Source organism: Acinetobacter sp. BWR-L5, assembly GCF_039655985.1.
GTDB classification, from domain to species: Bacteria; Pseudomonadota; Gammaproteobacteria; order Pseudomonadales; family Moraxellaceae; genus Acinetobacter; species Acinetobacter johnsonii.
The window spans coordinates 41514-59667 of sequence record NZ_JAGFEV010000004.1; the positions used below are offsets into that span (position 1 = coordinate 41514).

The 18154-nt window shown below is 44.3% G+C and carries 17 protein-coding genes; 6 read left to right on the top strand and 11 right to left on the bottom strand.

Annotation, left to right across the window (positions count from 1 at the left end; all coding sequences use genetic code 11):
- Nucleotides 1–25 precede the first annotated feature (25 nt).
- The 6 genes from panC to mazG all read right to left on the bottom strand — a co-directional run bounded on the left by panC (nucleotide 26) and on the right by mazG (nucleotide 4988).
- Nucleotides 26–868 (bottom strand): pantoate--beta-alanine ligase, encoded by an 843-nt coding sequence (gene panC, locus JZ787_RS08120; protein ID WP_125274089.1) that lies wholly within the window; start codon nucleotides 866–868, stop codon nucleotides 26–28.
- A 3-nt stretch (nucleotides 869–871) separates the two neighbouring features.
- Nucleotides 872–1681: a 3-methyl-2-oxobutanoate hydroxymethyltransferase gene (panB, locus tag JZ787_RS08125; RefSeq protein WP_346312084.1), complete on the bottom strand. Its 810-nt coding sequence runs from the start codon at nucleotides 1679–1681 to the stop codon at nucleotides 872–874.
- Nucleotides 1682–1717: 36 nt separating this feature from the next.
- The gene (gene folK, locus JZ787_RS08130) at nucleotides 1718–2206 is read right to left on the bottom strand and encodes a 2-amino-4-hydroxy-6-hydroxymethyldihydropteridine diphosphokinase (protein ID WP_148826703.1); all 489 of its coding nucleotides are present in this window, start codon (nucleotides 2204–2206) and stop codon (nucleotides 1718–1720) included.
- Nucleotides 2203–3672 carry a polynucleotide adenylyltransferase PcnB gene (gene pcnB / locus JZ787_RS08135; RefSeq protein ID WP_346312085.1) on the bottom strand — a complete coding sequence of 490 codons (1470 nt, stop codon included), beginning with the start codon at nucleotides 3670–3672 and terminating at the stop codon, nucleotides 2203–2205. The genes folK and pcnB overlap by 4 nt, the downstream gene beginning before the upstream one ends.
- A 137-nt stretch (nucleotides 3673–3809) precedes the next feature.
- Nucleotides 3810–4208, bottom strand: a complete 399-nt coding sequence (locus tag JZ787_RS08140; protein ID WP_062033382.1) for a ComEA family DNA-binding protein — start codon at nucleotides 4206–4208, stop codon at nucleotides 3810–3812.
- Between the two features lie 18 nt (nucleotides 4209–4226).
- Nucleotides 4227–4988: a nucleoside triphosphate pyrophosphohydrolase gene (gene mazG, locus JZ787_RS08145; RefSeq protein ID WP_062033385.1), complete on the bottom strand. Its 762-nt coding sequence runs from the start codon at nucleotides 4986–4988 to the stop codon at nucleotides 4227–4229.
- A gap of 118 nt (nucleotides 4989–5106) precedes the next feature.
- On the opposite strand from mazG, the gene JZ787_RS08150 reads away from it, so the two are divergent.
- On the top strand, nucleotides 5107–5874 hold the full coding sequence (locus tag JZ787_RS08150; protein ID WP_346312086.1) for an SDR family oxidoreductase: 768 nt from the start codon (nucleotides 5107–5109) through the stop codon (nucleotides 5872–5874).
- A gap of 40 nt (nucleotides 5875–5914) precedes the next feature.
- Here JZ787_RS08150 and JZ787_RS08155 read toward each other — a convergent pair whose 3' ends face one another.
- From JZ787_RS08155 to cysM, 4 genes are read right to left on the bottom strand one after another with little or no spacing between them, the layout of a single operon-like run.
- Nucleotides 5915–8221 carry a bifunctional (p)ppGpp synthetase/guanosine-3',5'-bis(diphosphate) 3'-pyrophosphohydrolase gene (locus JZ787_RS08155; protein ID WP_004979149.1) on the bottom strand — a complete coding sequence of 769 codons (2307 nt, stop codon included), beginning with the start codon at nucleotides 8219–8221 and terminating at the stop codon, nucleotides 5915–5917.
- A gap of 33 nt (nucleotides 8222–8254) precedes the next feature.
- A complete protein-coding gene (rlmD, locus tag JZ787_RS08160) occupies nucleotides 8255–9643 on the bottom strand; it encodes a 23S rRNA (uracil(1939)-C(5))-methyltransferase RlmD (RefSeq protein WP_346312087.1) in 1389 nt (462 codons plus the stop codon).
- A 6-nt stretch (nucleotides 9644–9649) separates the two neighbouring features.
- On the bottom strand, nucleotides 9650–10471 hold the full coding sequence (locus tag JZ787_RS08165; protein WP_004692313.1) for a 3'-5' exonuclease: 822 nt from the start codon (nucleotides 10469–10471) through the stop codon (nucleotides 9650–9652).
- Nucleotides 10472–10493: 22 nt separating this feature from the next.
- Nucleotides 10494–11423, bottom strand: a complete 930-nt coding sequence (gene cysM / locus JZ787_RS08170) for a cysteine synthase CysM (protein WP_168157955.1) — start codon at nucleotides 11421–11423, stop codon at nucleotides 10494–10496.
- Between the two features lie 153 nt (nucleotides 11424–11576).
- Here cysM and JZ787_RS08175 point away from each other — a divergent pair, with 153 nt between their 5' ends.
- The 5 genes from JZ787_RS08175 (at nucleotide 11577) to rsfS (ending at nucleotide 17492) form a co-directional block, all read left to right on the top strand.
- A complete protein-coding gene (locus JZ787_RS08175; protein ID WP_346312088.1) occupies nucleotides 11577–14390 on the top strand; it encodes an ATP-binding protein in 2814 nt (937 codons plus the stop codon).
- A gap of 113 nt (nucleotides 14391–14503) precedes the next feature.
- On the top strand, nucleotides 14504–15292 hold the full coding sequence (locus tag JZ787_RS08180; protein WP_004692317.1) for a crotonase/enoyl-CoA hydratase family protein: 789 nt from the start codon (nucleotides 14504–14506) through the stop codon (nucleotides 15290–15292).
- Between the two features lie 34 nt (nucleotides 15293–15326).
- A complete protein-coding gene (locus JZ787_RS08185; RefSeq protein ID WP_224467416.1) occupies nucleotides 15327–16202 on the top strand; it encodes an NAD(P)-dependent oxidoreductase in 876 nt (291 codons plus the stop codon).
- A gap of 15 nt (nucleotides 16203–16217) precedes the next feature.
- On the top strand, nucleotides 16218–17012 hold the full coding sequence (locus JZ787_RS08190) for a TIM barrel protein (RefSeq protein ID WP_346312089.1): 795 nt from the start codon (nucleotides 16218–16220) through the stop codon (nucleotides 17010–17012).
- A 75-nt stretch (nucleotides 17013–17087) separates the two neighbouring features.
- Nucleotides 17088–17492, top strand: a complete 405-nt coding sequence (gene rsfS, locus JZ787_RS08195; protein ID WP_004692321.1) for a ribosome silencing factor — start codon at nucleotides 17088–17090, stop codon at nucleotides 17490–17492.
- 47 nt (nucleotides 17493–17539) lie between these two features.
- Here rsfS and JZ787_RS08200 read toward each other — a convergent pair whose 3' ends face one another.
- On the bottom strand, nucleotides 17540–18148 hold the full coding sequence (locus JZ787_RS08200; RefSeq protein ID WP_346312090.1) for a hypothetical protein: 609 nt from the start codon (nucleotides 18146–18148) through the stop codon (nucleotides 17540–17542).
- Nucleotides 18149–18154 lie beyond the last annotated feature (6 nt).

An 18154-nucleotide genomic window follows, 5' to 3' on the forward strand; every position in this document is an offset into this window, starting at 1 on the left:
TTAATCCTTTGAGAGGTGAGCTTGCCTAAATATGTTTCACTTTCAAGTTATCAATTAAACGAGTTGCCCCGAGTTTCGCCGCAACAAAAAGCACCAGATCTTGGTCAAACGCATCTAATTTCTGCAATGCAGGTGTGCGTGCTTCCACATAATCCACAACAAAACCAGCCTGTGTCAATGTCGCCTTTATATTTGCTAACACATCCGCTAAAGCAGTACCGGTTTGTAGCGACTGTTCTGCCGCTTTTAAACTTTGATAAATGGTCGGTGCCTTTTGACGGTTTTCTTCGCTTAAATAACCATTACGGGAACTTAAAGCCAAACCATCTTCTGCACGTGCAATTGCCACACCCATTACCTCAAGCGGCATATTCAAATCACGAACAAACTGACGAATCACAGCCAACTGTTGATAGTCTTTTTCACCAAAGAAAGCAAAATTAGGTTGCACAATATTGAACAGTTTCGTCACTACAACGGCGACACCATCAAAATGACCTGGGCGTTGTAGACCACACAAATCATTGGTGATATCTGAAACAGTAATATTGGTCAAACGTGGACTGTTGCCATACATTTGCTCAACCGATGGTGCAAACACGATGTCACAACCAACCTCGGCCAACAAGCGCTGATCTTGTTCCAAGGTGCGTGGGTAACTGTCAAAATCTTCATTGGGTCCAAATTGAATAGGATTCACAAAAATGCTGACTACAACCACATCACAGAGTTTTTTCGCTTCGCGCACAAGGTTCAAATGCCCCTGATGCAAGTTCCCCATGGTCGGGACGAAACCAATACTTTTTCGAGCCGTTCGCGCAGGGTTCAATGATGCTGATAGGCCTTGGATCGTGGTTTCAGTTTTCATGTTTTACAGCTCGACTTGGAATGTTTGTTCTTTCGCAGGGAATGAGCTATCTAGCACAGCTGTATGGTATGCCTTGAACGCATCCAAAATCGCCGTTTCCCCTGCTTGTTCTTTCATAAAGTTACGCACAAATTTTGCAACACGACCAAAAGTCAGTCCAAGCATGTCTTGTACCACCAAGACTTGACCATCGGTATCCACACCTGCGCCTATGCCAATGACAGGTACATGTGGGAACAACTCACTAATTTCTTTGCCGAGCTGCGCAGGCACACACTCTAATAACAGCACCGCAGCGCCCGCATCAACCACCGCTTGGCAATCCGCAATCAGTTGGTCTGCCGCTTCACGTGTACGTGCTTGTAATTTATAACCACCAAATACATGTACCGACTGTGGGGTTAAACCTAAGTGTACACATACAGGAATACCGTTACGTGTCAAAACCTGGACCGTTTCAGCCAGCCACGCACCACCTTCAACTTTGACCATTTGCGCGCCCGCTTGCATCACTACTTTTGAGCTTTGCAAAGCATCACTTAAAGTGGCATAACTCATAAACGGTAAATCGGTCATGATTAAGGCATGCTGGTTACCACGGCGTACAGCTGCGGTATGGTAAGCCATATCTTCAACTGTAACAGGCAAAGTGGAATCACGACCTTGAATGGCCATACCTAGCGAATCGCCAATTAAAATGGTATCAATTTCAGCAAGTTCCATTGCCTTTGCCATACTTGCATCATAGCAAGTCAGGCAGGAAAATTTGCGACCTTCTGCTTTAAATTTTCTTAAGTCATTTAAACTAATCATCAAACTATTCCTTTCAACATCTTTAGCTCGGCTAAATTAAATCTCTGCCCAATTGCCTGCATCCAGTACGCTCAACGTGGGTTGTTGTACAACAGGCAACTGTTTCAACGCAATACCATCAATGTGTAAATTGGGGTCTAAATCCAGCAATGGAATCAACACAAAATCACGCTCCATCACACCGACATGTGGCACGGTTAAGCGTTCATGCTGAATTTTCTCTTCTGCATAGATCAGTAAATCTAAATCTAAAGTGCGCTCACCCCAATGGCGTAAACGCACACGTCCCGACTCTTGCTCAAAACGTTGCAGCTCATCTAGCAAAGCCAACGGTGCCAAGTTTGTGCTGAGTTGCACCACGGCATTTAAATAATTAGGCTGGTCTTGCGGCCCCATCGGTGGGCTTTGATACAGCTTGGAGATCTTTACACCGCCAAGACTAGCCAACTTGTGCACCGCTTCAGTCAAAATCACTTTAGAGTCGCCTAAGTTGCTACCTAGACCAATGTACGTAACGATGCTCATTGTGTCGGTCCAAAAATCACACTGCTTAAATCACGCTGAACACGTTTACGTTTTAAAATTGGGTGATCTGCACCAATCTCGGTCGAGCTATGACCTGCTCCCGTACCAATCTGGGTACGAGCTTCAGCGTGTTGCTTCGGTTTACGTGCACGACGACTACGCGACTCTTGCTCTTGTACCAAAGGCTCAATTTCATGACTTACCGTTTTAGCAATCGCCGCTTCTTCAGCACTTGCTTTACCGCTGCGACGTGATTTTGCACGTTGGCGGTTATATTGGCTGATAGCACGTTCTTTTTCATCGGTGCTCATCAACTGATACGCGTCCCACCATTGTCCCATGCCGAGCGTACCCTCATCACCGGATTTTTCGCGAAGCAACAAGAAGTCAAAGCCTGCACGGAAACGTGCATGGCTAGATAAGGCTTGAATTTGCTGTGCTTTCGGATTAAGTAACCGAGTTTGCATTTCCCACACTTCACGAATGAAGGTTTCGGCAAAGCGCGGAATAATAGTCCGCGTGGCTTGGCGTTTTAATACATCAAGTCCTGCTTGTGCACGCGCTTCAGCTGCAACCACACCTTTACTGCTATAAAACTCACAACGCTCTAAGAACGGTTGCCATAACAATACCGCATAGAAAAATGCAGGGTTGATGGTTTTGCCCACTTGAATACGTTGATCGGTATTTTTAGCAGCACGTTCAATAAATGGAGTGATATTCGGTTTGATATCTGCAAATAACTGCTTCCAAATACCGAAATCGATCAACATTGGCAGCACCCGATTTAAATGCCCCATCGTGAACAGCTTCTGAGATTCATCATATAAACGGTGCGGTGAAACATCGCGTAGCAACTGCGTCATTTCCAAGGTGAAAACATCGAGAATCTGCTGATCGATTGAGAAACCTAATTTTGCAGAAAAACGTAAAGTCCGCAGCATTCGCACAGGATCTTCTTCAAAACGCGTTTGTGCATCGCCCAGTAGACGTAAGGTTTTATTTTTAATGTCATCCACAGCATGACAGAAATCTAAGACAACGCCCTTACGTGGCTGATAGTACATTGCATTAATTGAAAAATCGCGGCGGACAAAGTCTTGCTCAATGGTGCCCCAATTGTTATCACGCAAAATCATGCCTTGTGCAGAGGTGACTTCTTTCTTCGGCGGTGCACGGAAAGTTGCCACCTCAACCAACTCACGACCTGAATAGACATGAGCCAGCTCAAAACGGCGCCCGATAATACGGCAACGTCGTCCGAAAACTTCTTTTACCTGTGACGGTGTTGCATTGGTCACTGCATCAAAATCTTTGGGATTTAGGCCAAGCATCATGTCGCGGACACCGCCACCGACGATATACGCTTCATAGCCTGCCTTAGTTAATGCATCGATCACATCTAAAATGTAAGAAGGTAATTGAGCGGTTGATAAACCACATTTTGACGCGCGCAAAGTTTGCAAAAGCCGCTGTCTCCTACGCCTAAACGTAAAATTCTAAGATGACGCTAATCATATATCTAACACAATCAAAGGGCAATTTGATTATCGAAAGCAAAGCAGGATTCTGATCAATTCACCAATAAATGACACTGCTTTTTTCACAAGCCTAAACGGGCTTTATTTTTTGCAAAAATCGCTGGTCCAATACCGCGCACCTGTTGTAACTCATCTATGGTCTTAAATGGCCCTTGTTTCTGGCGATAGGCCACGATTGCCTGGGCCTTTTTTAAACCCACACCCTGAAGTTGCTGCAATTGATCAACACTGGCTTGATTTAAACTAATTTTATTTGCGTTCGACACAGGTTGGGCCTGAACAGGCGACACAGCACGTTTCACGCTCTTGGGGGCTTGAGTACGATCATCCCACGCCTGCTGCTCTGCTTTCCAGTTCAGATAGTTCTGATCAAAAGACTGTGCATAACCACTGGGCACCCAAGCCAATAAACTCAGCAATAACAACGCAATGATCAACAAACTTACTTTTATTTTTATCAATTCAAGCCACCATTTTTATTATTTCAGTTGTAATTTGGCTTGCTCCCACAGTTGATCCATTTCTTCTAAAGACATCTGCTCAATCTTTTTTTGTTGTTGCAAAGCCTGATCTTCAATGAAAGCAAAACGAGTGCGAAATTTATGAATCGTACTCAAAAGCGACATTTCGCTTGAGACGCCCAGTTTACGTCCAACATTGATCATTGAAAATAAACAATCGCCAAATTCATCTGCTATTTCATCGGAATTTTGCTGTTGAACCGCATGTTTCAATTCAGCTAATTCTTCTTCAAGCTTGGTATAAGCACCTGCTACATCTGGAAAGTCAAAACCGATCCGTGCTGCATTTTTTTGAATCTGTTCCGCTTGTTGTAAGGCTGGGCCATGCTTGATGCTGTCTAATCGTGACTGTGCCTTACCTTGTTTTTCCTGTTGTTTAATTTGCTTCCAAAGCTCGCCTACATCTTCGGCAGACAAAGCTGAAAACTGCTGTGCTTGAAAAACATGGGGATGACGACGAATCAGTTTTTCTGTGATGGCATGGACCACATCTTGAAAATTAAAAGCCCCTTGCTCGGTATACATCTGTGACTGGAACACCACCTGTAGCAGTAAATCACCCAACTCATCACGCACCTCATCAGCTTTACCTGAACGCACGGCTGCTTCAACTTCATAAGCCTCCTCAATGGCATAGCGGGTTAAACTTTCTGGGGTTTGCTGTTGATCCCATGGACACTTTTCACGTAATTCACGCATCACGTTAAGCAATTGTTCCATGTTTATCTCTCTTCAAAAATCAAATTGATAAAAATTACATTATGACGGCATTCATTTGTTATGCTCAATCCAATCACAACAATAACATCAAGAAAAAGAGCAACAAGGAGCAGTTTCAATGCGCAGTATTTTGATTAGCGGTGCAGCCCAAGGTATTGGTGCGGCCATCGCCCGCTTATTTTATGCACATCACTACAAAGTCGGGATTTATGACATCAATAGCGCTCAAGCCGAACAGCTGGCAGCTAGCCTCGGCCCAAATGCCAAAGCAGGACAGCTCGATGTTTCCAACTATCAAGATTGGCAAACTGCTTTAGCCGAGTTTGTCGCATGGGCGGGCGAGCTCAATGTTTTGGTCAATAATGCAGGAATTCTATTCTCAGGGCCTTTTGAACACACAGAGATCAGCGCACATCACAAAACCATCTCGATCAATGTTAATGGTGTACTGAATGGCTGCCATGCTGCATTGCCCTATCTCAAACAAGCGAATTTTGCCCGCATCATCAACCTTTCATCGGCTTCAGCCATCTATGGTCAAGCTGATTTGGTCTCGTACTCTGCCAGTAAGTTTGCAGTACGCGGTATCACCGAAGGCTTAGATACCGAATGGCAGAAATATGGCATTCGCGTATTAGATGTTATGCCGCTATTTGTACAAACTGCCATGGTGCAAGATATGCAAGCGAAGAGTATTCAAAACATGGGGGTACACTTAACTGCAGAAGATGTAGCGCACCACGTTTTTCAACGTGCTGTTGCAAAAGATACGGCACTCACTGCAACCCATCAAGCCGTGGGTGCCAAAGCCAAGCTTTTATTTCAACTGAGTAAAATCAGTCCCCAATTTCTGAATCGCCTAACCAACTTGTACCTTTCTAAATAAAAAAAGAGCCTGCAATTGCAGGCTTTTTTTTTCAATTCGCTTAGTTACCTTGTACCAAACGACGCGCACTAATAATGCCTGGTTGTTGCTCCAATCGTGCCAACAGTTTTGATAGTTGCGATAAACCTTTAACTTCAATCAACAATTTCATATTGGCAATACCGTCTGCTTCAGAGATGGTGTTGACCTGACGAATATTGATTTGATCGGAGAAAATCACTTGGGTCAAATCTTTGAGCAAACCACGGCGATCATAAGCTTCCACCACAATCTGTACACTCTGACCACGCGTTGGCTGCATTTCCCAATCAGCTTCTACTGCACGCTCAGGTTCATTTTGAATCATGCGTAAGTAGTCAGGACATGCCACTTTGTGAATGCTCACCCCACGGTTCAAGGTGATATAACCCGCAATTGACTCACCATGTACAGGCTGACAACACTGCGCCACATGCAGCTCAACGTTATCTAAACCATCAATCAGAATGCCATGTGCTGACAAGGTATGACTAGCACGTGGATTCAACGTCGGCTTCAGCACCAGTTCAGGTTCGTCCTGATCCAAATGCATATGGCGGTTCACCTGATTGATCAAGGCATGCAGACTAATGTCACCATTGACCAGTGCAATCAGAATATCTTCACCCGCTTTAACATTGAAATGATTGCAGTAATCATTCAAATCAATACTTTTTGGGTGAATTGCTAAACGTGAAAGTTCTTTGTTGAGCAGGTCACGACCCACTTCCAAGTTTTTACTGCGGTCTTGTTGTCTAAACCAATGGCGCAGCTTGTCACGCGCACGTGCCGTCTTGATATAACCTAAAGAGTTCACCAACCAATCACGGTTTGGCTCACGGTCTTTCTTGGTTAAAATCTCAACTTGCTCACCCGTTTTTAAGGTATAAGTCAGCGGAACATAACGCTGATTCACCCGCGCGGCATAACACTTGTTACCGACTTGAGTATGCACATGATAAGCAAAGTCGAGTACGGTCGAACCACGTGGTAGCTCTTTAATATCTCCATCACGGCTAAACACATAAATCTTTTCAAAGTCCTCAAAATCTTGAATTTGCTCAAAATTTTCAGAGTCTTCATCCGACTTATGTACATTCGCATCATTGCGCTCTTGATAGTGTTCAAGTACTGCACGCAATGAATGTAAACGATGGTTAAAAGAGCGATCGGTATTCTTACCGCCCTCTTTATAGTTAAAGTGCGAACACACCCCGAGCTCTGCTTCTTCATGCATGCTCTTGGTACGAATCTGAACTTCAAGTGACTTGTTTTCCGCAATCACAGCCGTATGCAGTGAGCGGTAACCATTGGCTTTCGGATTGGTAATATAGTCATCAAACTGATGCGGAATATGCCGCCAAATTTGGTGCACGATCCCCAACGAGTGATAGCACTCAGGAACCGTTTTAACCAAGACCCGAACGGCACGAATGTCATAGAGCTGATCGAAGCTCAGGTTCTTACTTTTCATTTTTCGATAAATCGAATAAATGTGTTTTACCCTGCCGCTAATTTCAGCTTCAATGCCATGCTCATTCAAAGATGCACGCAATGTATCAATCACAAACTGAATATATTGCTCACGCTCCAGTCGCTTTTCATTCAGCAGCGTCGCAATTTCTTTATAGCGATCGGGTGCTAAATAGCGAAAGGCTAAATCTTCCAGTTCCCACTTTAACTGCGCAATCCCTAAACGGTGTGCCAGAGGTGAGTAAATGGTTAAGATTTCTCGTGCTACACGCTCTTGACGTTCTTTAGATGAAGTCGCCAATTCACGCAGTGCATAAGTTCGCTCAGCCAATTTGATCAGTACAACGCGCACGTCTTCCGTCACCGAAATCAACATTTTATAAATGCCGTTTAAGTGCTCGCGCTGATTGTTATTAAAGTGATCTTCGAGGCGTTTATTCTGCTCGATGAGGTCAGATAACTTACCCATAGCCAAAGTGCCTTTGACAAGTGCATGCACTTGTTCGCCAAAATGCTCTTGTACTTCCGCCAATGGAATCACGCCTTCGCGTACACCACGATAGAGCATCGCAGCAGCCAAGGTGTCTTCATCGACATGTAAATGGGCCAGAATATCCGCCATTTCAATACCGGTATAAAAGGTATTGGAACGATGATTAACCGTAGTTTCTAACTCTTTTTGTAAAGTCAAATTGGCAACTTCTTCGAGTTGCTCAAGCTTCGCATCATCTAATATGCTTCGAACACGATCTAACCATTCAGCCAAATCATGTTGAGCTTGTTCGGCATGCTCTACAGTCGCCTCCTGAGACAACTCATTGAGTCGCCCAGGTAGTTGCTCACGTACTGTGACCATACCCTTCTCCTACACTTTTACGCTTCATATTCTTTAATCGTTTATCTCATTATCTTTTTCAAACAATGCTATCGACTCAACGTGACCTGTGTGGGTAAACATGTCCATCACACCGGCTTTGACTAATCGATAACCCTGTTGTACCAACAGCCCCGCATCCCTTGCGAGTGTCGCTGGATTACACGACACGTAAACGATTCTTTTTGCACCAAAGTTAGGCATATAATGCATTATTTCCTCTGCGCCTGCACGTGGAGGATCTATCAATAATGCATCAAATCCTTGATTTGCCCAAGAATGATGCGAGAAATCTTTTGTTAAATCTTGTGAAAAGAACTTCAACTGGCCAAGAGCATTACGTTCCGCATTTTCTGCACCACGTTGAACCATTTCTTCACTGCCTTCAACACCAACCACTTGTCCTGTTGCTCCCACGCATCGAGCCAAAGGCAAAGAGAAATTTCCTAGACCACAGAACAAATCGAGAACACGTTCTCCTTGTTTTAAATCTAGCAAGTCACATGCCAATTTCACCATTTGCGGGTTAATGGTTGAGTTTACTTGAGTAAAGTCATGTGGGTTAAATCCAAATGCCACATCAAAATCATTTAAACGATAATGTAAACGCATCTCTGCATGTTCATCATCCATACGCTTTAGACTGTCTGGGCCAGCAGCTTGTAAATACAATTGCCACCCTCTGTCTAACGCAAATTGTTTTAATCGGTTGACATCCTCTGTGTTTAATTTTTCAGTATGTCGCACCGTGAGGGCGATGTCACAATCCCCCATGGCCAATTCTATATGACCAATAGCTGCTTTGGCTGTTAGACTTTGGAGTAACTGCTTCAAGCGTGTGATTGAACCAAACGCTTGATCTAACACCAAACAACGATCAATTGAAGTCAGTTTATTGGTTTGACGCTCTCGAAAACCCACGACCAATTGGTCTTTGTGCGGCAAATAACGCACCCCAATGCGTGCTTTACGGCGGTAGTCTTCACGTAAAGAGCGCAAAGGCGGCAACCATTCTTCAGGTTGAATCCCCGCAAAATGCTGCAAGTGTGATTTAAGCACATCTTGCTTTAAACGAATTTGTTCATCGGGATGAATGTGCTGCATATTACAGCCACCACAGCTTTTAAAATGCGGGCACTTCGGTTCAACCCGAAAAGCAGAGGCTTCACTGAGGAGTTGAACAGCATCGGCTTCCTCTAAACGCTTTACCGCATGGGTAATCTGCGCTTTAACCGTTTCACCCGGCAACGCATAGCTAATAAAGACTTTTTTACCCTGCTTGTCCGCAGGATGGTCTGGATGCGAACCATAGTGCGCAATGCCGCGTCCTTCATGCGAAAGTGACTCAACCTGAAAAATATAACTGGGCTGTTGAGTTGGACGAGGTTTGGCTCTATGTTTCATGTGTACCTAAAGATGGGAAGGGGAAAAATCGGCAGCGGTAAAAGCCGTCTGCTGTGAGGTCTCACGCCACACCGACAAAAAGTCTTGATGCTGCGGTTGAGCCTGTAAAAACTGGATGGTTTGATCGATAAAATGACGGTGGTCTTGAGCGAGCAATTGCCCTTTGAGCAAGAGCCAACGCAAATACACCAACCATGTATTTAGCACATCACCTTCACAATAACTGGTGAGTTTGAGCCATTCCTGCGCCCGAACATATTCAGGTACATGGTAAGCCCCATCGCCTCGTTTACCGGGATACCCCAATAAATGGGCAACATCATCTAGCTTTTGGAAATGACGTCCATTAAACATTGCCATCACATCCATCAGGTCGATGTGACGCTGATGATAACGGTTCTGATAGTTATTATAGCGCTTTTGTGTGTCAATTTCGCCTTGATCGAACAAAGCAGGTGCAGTTAAACCATGATACATAGCTCGAAGCATGATTACTGGCAAGTCAAACTGAGCGCCATTCCAGCTCACTAAAGTTGGTAAGCGCTTATCAAATATGGATAAAAACTTACTAAGAATTTCTGCTTCCGAATATTGTTCACGGCTAAAAGAAAAGAGTTTCATCTGGCCTTGGTCGTCTAGCCACAAGCCTGAAATACACACAATTTCATGCAAAGCCAAACGCTGAAAATCCATGCCTGATTCTTGGCGACGCAATTTGGTCAGTGCCGCCTCCAAATCAGCCTCAGGCAAATCTAAACCATATAAATGCGCCCCCGATCTCAAATCAGTCATGGTTTCAATATCAAAGGTGAGAACAGGTAAGCGCATATCTAAGACTCTATTTTTTGTTTTATTCAGGATCAACCACAGAGAAAAGACCCGTCGATAAATAACGGTCACCACGGTCACAAATAATGCACGCAATGACAGCACCGGGGTTTTCTTCAGCAATTTTAATTGATGCCCACACCGCACCACCTGAAGAAGTTCCTGCGCTAATCCCTTCTTTTTGCGCCAATTTACGCATGGTTCTTTCCGCTTCAATTTGCGGAATATCAATAATTTGATCAATCCGACTGCGGTCAAAAATGGTTGGTAAATATTCTTCAGGCCAACGGCGAATCCCAGCGATACTTGAACCATCTGATGGCTGTAGGCCAATAATTTGAATGTCGGGGTTCATCTCTTTGAGATATTTAGAGACTCCCATAATGGTGCCTGTAGTGCCCATTGAGCTCACAAAGTGAGTAATTTTGCCACCCGTTTGCTGCCAAAGTTCAGGCCCAGTCGTTAAATAATGCGCTTCAACATTATCAGGATTACCAAACTGGTTGAGTACATGCCCTTTGCCTTCTTCTTGCATTTGCAAAGCCAAATCACGTGCACCTTCCATGCCCTGTTCTTTGGTCACTTCAATCAGTTCCGCGCCATAAGCACGCATTGCATCTTTACGTTCTTGGCTCATGTTGTTGGGCATAATCAGTTTCATCTGATAGCCACGCATCGCAGCAACCATCGCCAGTGCAATGCCGGTATTTCCACTGGTCGCTTCAATCAAGGTATCGCCCGGCTGGATTTGCCCTCGCTTTTCCGCTTGCATAATCATGTTATACGCGGGACGGTCTTTGACAGAACCTGCAGGGTTGTTGCCTTCTAACTTTGCCAATACTGTTGCTTGAGTTTGACTTGCCAGACGCTGTAAACGCACCAGTGGAGTTTTTCCAACATAGTGATCTAACAAAAATTCGTCTGCTTGAAAATCAGTGGATGTAGTACTCATTCTTTGCACCTTGATCGAGGTGCGCCTATTGTATGGAAAAATGCCTGTCCCTGCACCCATTTAGCGTGCTTTTTCGTGAAAGTGATTAAAGCACCATCGATTTTTTATAAAGCGTGCTACACTTCAAAGCATAGGGAATAAATCACTTGCACCATGTCAAATATCAATAAAAAGTTATTTAATCGTCTGCACTTAAACCATGCTTATGGACAGCTCATTGCACTTATTTTCGTGCCGATTATGATTTTGGCCTGTGTAGGTGCATTACTGGTTATTACCGAAACTTCAAATGCGGCCAAAGCCCAGCAGCGACAAATGGCGATAGCGATTTTAACGCGCTATCAGCTGGATGCAGAAGCGGCGATCAATTTGGTGAATGCCTCCCCTTGGCAGTATGAAAATGCACGTTATTTGATGCAAAAGATGTTAGATGAAAAACATCTGATTCGTGCCGCAATTATTGATGACAAAGGCAATAACAAACTCAGCATTGGCTACCAAGACCAAGCGCCATGGCCCGCGCTGAAAAAAAATACTGATTTTTTTGGCCCGATGAATTTTAAAGGCAATACGGTATATGGTTTGCCCATCAACCAATTTACAGGCACACCTGCGCAGTTGGTGGTTGAATTAGATAACCAGCCCTTACAAATTGCCCGTTATCGCGTGTTGATTGTGTTGATTGCGACGGGTCTGTTGACACTCTTATTGCTTTTACTCTGTTTAAATTTCTACTCGCGTCGCTGGATTGCGCCGATGTATGAAATTCGCATGCAGCTGCAACGTTTAAATGCCGACACTCTTGATCAACACATGCTGATTAACAGTACTGGTGAATTACGCTTACTACAGCGCGATATTGCCAATGTGGTGAAACGCCTGCATTTTAGTTTTTTAGAATTGAAAGAACACACTGAGCAGACGGAAGACGATTTACGTCGAACCCTTGACACTTTAGAAGTGCAAAACATTACCTATCGTCAAGCGCGTGACCAAGCCATTTCAGCCAGTCAGTCCAAGTCAGTGTTCTTGGCCAATATCAGCCATGAACTGCGCACGCCACTGAACAGTATTGATGGTTTTATTCACCTGTTACTGCGTCAAGACAACCTCAACAATGACCAAAATCTTTATTTACAAACCATCCGAAAATCGTCTGCCCACTTACTGGCGCTGATTAATGATGTTTTAGATTTTTCAAAAATTGATGCTGGTAAATTAGAACTCGATACTGCCACTTTTGATCTAGAAGAAGCAATTTTTGATGTTATGGATATGCTATCTCCTCTTGCTGCACAAAAGCATATCGATATGGCCTTTTACTATGCCGACAATGTGCCAAAGCATGTGGTTGGAGATGCCCTACGCTTTAAACAAATTTTAACCAACCTGATTTCCAATGCCATTAAGTTTACTCCTGATGGCGAGATCATCGTCCGCGCAAGAATGGAACAAGATGATATTGGACAGTGCCTATTGCACTTTAGTGTACAAGACAGCGGCATTGGACTCAGTGGAACCGACCGTAAAAAACTGTTTGAGTCTTTCTCGCAAGGCGATGCTTCGGTCACGCGCCAATTTGGCGGCACAGGTCTAGGCTTAGCGATTTCCAAACAGCTGGTGCATTTGATGCAGGGGCAAATTGGATTTGAGGACAACCAAGAACGCGCGCCAACCGAAAAAGGTTCCACCTTCTGGTTTACAGCCATGTTTATGGTCAATGAAGAAGATGAGTACGTTGAGCATCCTCAGTTTAGCGATATGCAAGTGGTCTCGTATTTGGCACATCCTGCAACAGCCAATATTCTGCGCCATTATCTTGAAGACTATGCTGTGGAGCACATCGAATCGAGTTCAATTTTAGACTTGTTCAGTCACCTCAACAGACTGCCTCAAGATGTGGAAAACACATGGTTGATTGTTGACCACAGTGGTGATACCGAAGCCTTATTAAAAGAAATTCGTCAGCGTTATAGCGGTAACCTTGCGGTTTATGGCTACCAGATGTCACTTGATTTAACCACGCTGAATGAGTATCGCGCACGACCATTATACCAACCGCTCAGTCGGAGTGCTTTGATTCAATTGCTCAGCAATCAACCGCTATTTGAAGAAGATGAAATAGAGTCCTTCAATGGTCAAGGCTTACATATTTTAGCGGTGGATGACCATCTCCCTAACCTGATTGTCCTTGAAGCACTACTAGGCGAATTGAATGTCACGACAACAAAAGCTTTAAGCGGCCAACAAGCCTTAGAGATTTTACAAGAGCGCGCTGAACACGACAGCAAAGCTTTTGATTTGGTATTTATGGATATTCAAATGCCTGTCATGTCGGGTGTCGATACCACACGTGCCATTCGTGCGCTGGAGTCAACCATTGAAAACCATAAGCGTTTGCCCATCATTGCCCTCACCGCACATGCATTGGCCGATGAAAAACAAAAACTACTGCAAGTCGGCATGGATGACTATGTCACCAAACCGATTCAAATTGATCAGATTATTCAAATCTTGACCCATTGGACCACTGATCGTTTCAACAAAGGCTCACCCGTTGAAAAAGCCATAGTGATTGAAGCACTTGATCCGAAGGTACTCGACTGGCAGCAAAGCTTACAGTTAGCCGCCAACAAAGAAGACTTAGCAGTCGACTTACTGCGTATGTTAATGGATAGTTTTGATACTGAGCTGCATGAAATGAAGCAGTTGATTGAAATGGAAGATTTCCCACAATTGGAGCATGTGCTACACCGTCTGTATGGTGCAACACGCTATGTCGGTGTACCCAACTTACAAGAAGCAACAGGGACATTTGAACAGTTTGTTTCAACCTTACGTAAAGAACGTCGTAAAGCCGATGAACAATTTGTTCAAGAAACCATAAAGCGTTTCAATGAACTCAAAGTTGTGATTGAACAAGTACAACATGCGGCACAGCAAATTTTAATCAAACATATCCCATAAAACATTCAAAAGAGCATGGCACGAAAGACAAATTGCGACGTGACTCTTGGTGTCATTTATCCGCACGAGAGCTATGCTATGCTCCGTGCGAGCAAAAAATAAGAGTTCTCATCATGGCTTTACTTCGCATTGAAAACAAAAATGGCATTGCCACTGTTTCACTAAACCGTCCAGACAAACGCAATGCGATGAGTTTCGACCTGTTGCGCGAGTTGGTTAAAACTGCTGAAAAAATTAAAAAAGACCGCAGCATTCGTTGTGTCATCCTCACTGGTGAAGCGCAAGTCTTTAGTGCAGGCATTGATCTTGCCGATTTGAACAATCCGAAGAATCGCGCCTATGCCGCATGGGAGCTGATTAAACCGGGACAAAGTCTATTTCAAAAAGCTTTCCTAATTTGGCAAGAACTGCCTGTTCCTGTGATTGCCGCGATTGAAGGATTTTGCTTTGGCGCTGGTATGCAACTGGCTTTAGCGGCAGACATTCGTGTCGCACACCCTGCAACCAAAATGTCGATTATGGAAAGCCGTTGGGGACTGGTTCCGGATATGGGACTAACGCGTTCTTTAAAAGGTCTGATCGGACTAGATCTTGCCAAAGAATTAACACTTACGGCGCGTATTTTCGATGCAACTTATGCCAAAGAAATCGGCTTAGTCACACATCTTGATGAATCACCGCTTGCTAAAGCCCAAGCCATTGCAGAAGAAATGTTACAACGCTCACCAGATGCGCTCATGGCCTCAAAATATGTGCTGGATGCCATGCAGCATGAGCCTAAAAAATCCTTACGTTTGGAAAAAATTTGGCAGCTCAAATTACTGTTAGGTAAAAATAGCCAAATCGCACGTAAGAAAGATAAACAACCCGACGTGCAGTATCTACCACGCCAATATAAATAACAGTATTTAAGCACTGACAATCAAAGAGGGTCCCATGAATTTCGATCGACACACTAAAATTGCATTTCTCGGCATGGGACTCATGGGAAGCCGGATGGCCACCCGCTTACTTCAAGCGGGTTTCGAAGTCGCTGTATGGAACCGTACCAGTAGCGCCTGTGATGCCCTCATTGATTTGGGAGCGACAGACTTAGCACTACAGAGTATTGCTGAATATCCCGTAGTTCTGACCTGTTTAGCTGATGACAAAGCCGCACTCAGCGTTTATGAACAAATCGAACCGTTTTTGACGGCAAAGCAAGTGATCATCGACTTTTCCAGTCTTTCGGTGGAGCAAACCCTGAGTCTTGCAGCACGCGCCGAACAAAAACAGGTGCAATGGATCGACTCACCTGTTTCAGGGGGGACTGTCGGTGCGGAACAAGGTACGCTGGTCATCTTTGCTGGTGGCGATGCACAGACGATTCAAGACTTGTCTTTGATTTATAATATCTTGTCGCAACGTGTCACCTGTATGGGCAACACAGGAACAGGACAAGCCACCAAAATTTGTAATCAACTGATTGTGGCAGCCAATAGCACGCTGATTGCAGAAGCGGTTGCTTTAGCATCCAAAGCTGGCGTGGACACTCGCTTACTCGCACCTGCGCTTGCAGGCGGTTTTGCCGATTCGAAACCCTTTCAAATTTTAAGTCCACGTATGGCGACTCACCTGTTTGAGCCCGTACAGTGGAAAGTTCAAACCCTGTCCAAAGACTTGAACAATGCCGTGCAGCTTGCGGCGCAGCACCAACTCGACATTCCTGTTGCTGCGCGAGCACTTCAGCAATTGCAAGCACACCAACAACAAGGCTATGCTGAAGCTGATCTTGCCTCAGTCATCTTACAAGTAGAACAAAAAGCCAAATAAAATTAGGAGAAAATCATGACCAAACTTGCTGTAAATTTATCCATGATTTTTACCGAAGTGCCGCTGCTTGAGCGTTTTGCTTTGGCTCAAACCGCAGGCTTTAAACATGTGGAAATCCAATTTCCCTATGAACTCAGCATTGAACAAATTCAAACTCAGCTTACGCTTCATGACTTAAGTCTCTGCCTGATTAACGTTCCTGCGGGCGACTTAATGACCGGTGGAAATGGTCTAGCAGGCATCCCCGGCAAAGAGCTAGAGTTTCATCACGCTCTTCAGTTGGCAGTTCAATATGCCAGCGCACTCAAAGTGCCAAGTGTGAATATCCTTGCTGGTAAACAACCCCTAGATGCCGATCTACTGCCCTGTTTAAATACCTTGTCCAAAAACCTGAAACTGGCCTGCCATATGTTCAGTGAACATGACATTCAACCTGTCTTTGAAATGATCAACGGCACCGATATGCCACGCTTCTTAGTACAAAATATTGCCCAAGCACAGGAAATGCTAGAAGCAGTACAACATCCTGCACTTAAAATGCAATACGACTGCTATCACATGGCCATGATGGGTGAGGATGTGTTGCAAGGGCTACAAGAAAATATTCAAGATATTGGTCACATCCAATTTGCAGACTGCCCGGGGCGGCATGAACCAGATACTGCACAAATTATGTATGCAAATATTTTTGAATGGCTACAACACAGCAGTTATGACGGTTTTATTGCGGCGGAATATCGACCAAAAACTGTTTCAACTCAGTCCTTTGCATGGAAGGCAAAATACTTTGCTGCACATCCTCAAAGTTGAACTGTTGCGGATTTGAAATTTTCGCCTAAAAACGCTATATTATAAGATGAGTTATTGTCCGGAAAAATTCCCTTTATGAATTTAGAACCATCGCCCAGCGCTTCTAATTCTCACGATTTCGCAATGAATACCCAAGCTGCCGACGTACAAGCTTGCTTAAAAGTTGTACATGAAGCCCTTGAAGATGTAAAAGCAAAAGATATTTTAGCGATTGATGTCAGCCTAATCAGCAACGTCGCTGATGCAATTGTGATTGCAAGCGGTACATCAACGCGTCACATCAAAGCACTTGCTGATAACGTTGCTGAAGAAGCACGTAAAGCAGGTTTTCGCCCTCTCGGTGTCGAAGGCGAACGTGATGCAGAATGGATCTTGATTGATCTTGGCTTTGTTGTTGTGCACGTGATGTTGCCAACAGCGCGTCGTTTCTACGACTTAGAAAGCCTTTGGCGTGCAGCCCCAGAAGAAACTGTAGCCTAATATGAAAAGAGCGACCTGAAGGTCGCTTTTTTTATGTCTAATTTTATTTAAATTAAGCGATGCATATCGACCATTGGGTAGTGCTCTTTCACTTGGCGCTTCACATGGGCATAGAGTTGATCTGCTTTTGCTGGACCATAAAATTCACAATAATTTTCATAACAGACCGTCAAGACCTGCGCATATTGAGTCATGGGCAAAGTTTCGAGCACCGCTCGATCATCCAAGGCCTGATATCTATCAATCACAATGGATAAAGCATCTAGCTGCGTTTTCACCTCACGCTCAAACTCCTGCACATCAACGGCTTTGACTGCTTGATAGACATTTTGCAGAAAAAACGTCAATGCATCGAGTAACACTGCTCCCCCTTGTTCGCTTTTCGATGCTTTTGCAGATGGATTCAACAACACTTGTTTTTCAACTTGGGCCATTTCTGCCAAGACATTTTTGAGCATGTCTTTTCGAAAGTAACGTAATTCCTCTGTGGTACAAATTTCACTCAAAAAACGATTCAGGACAAAGGAGGGTTGATCACCATATTTCGCTTCCCAGTGATTCAATACTTGCTCTAAAAGTGTTCCTTGTAAGTACTGACTCAATCCACGTTCGATCGCTTGGCGTTTTTGTACAATAGTTAATGTTTCAGTCGACATGAGCTA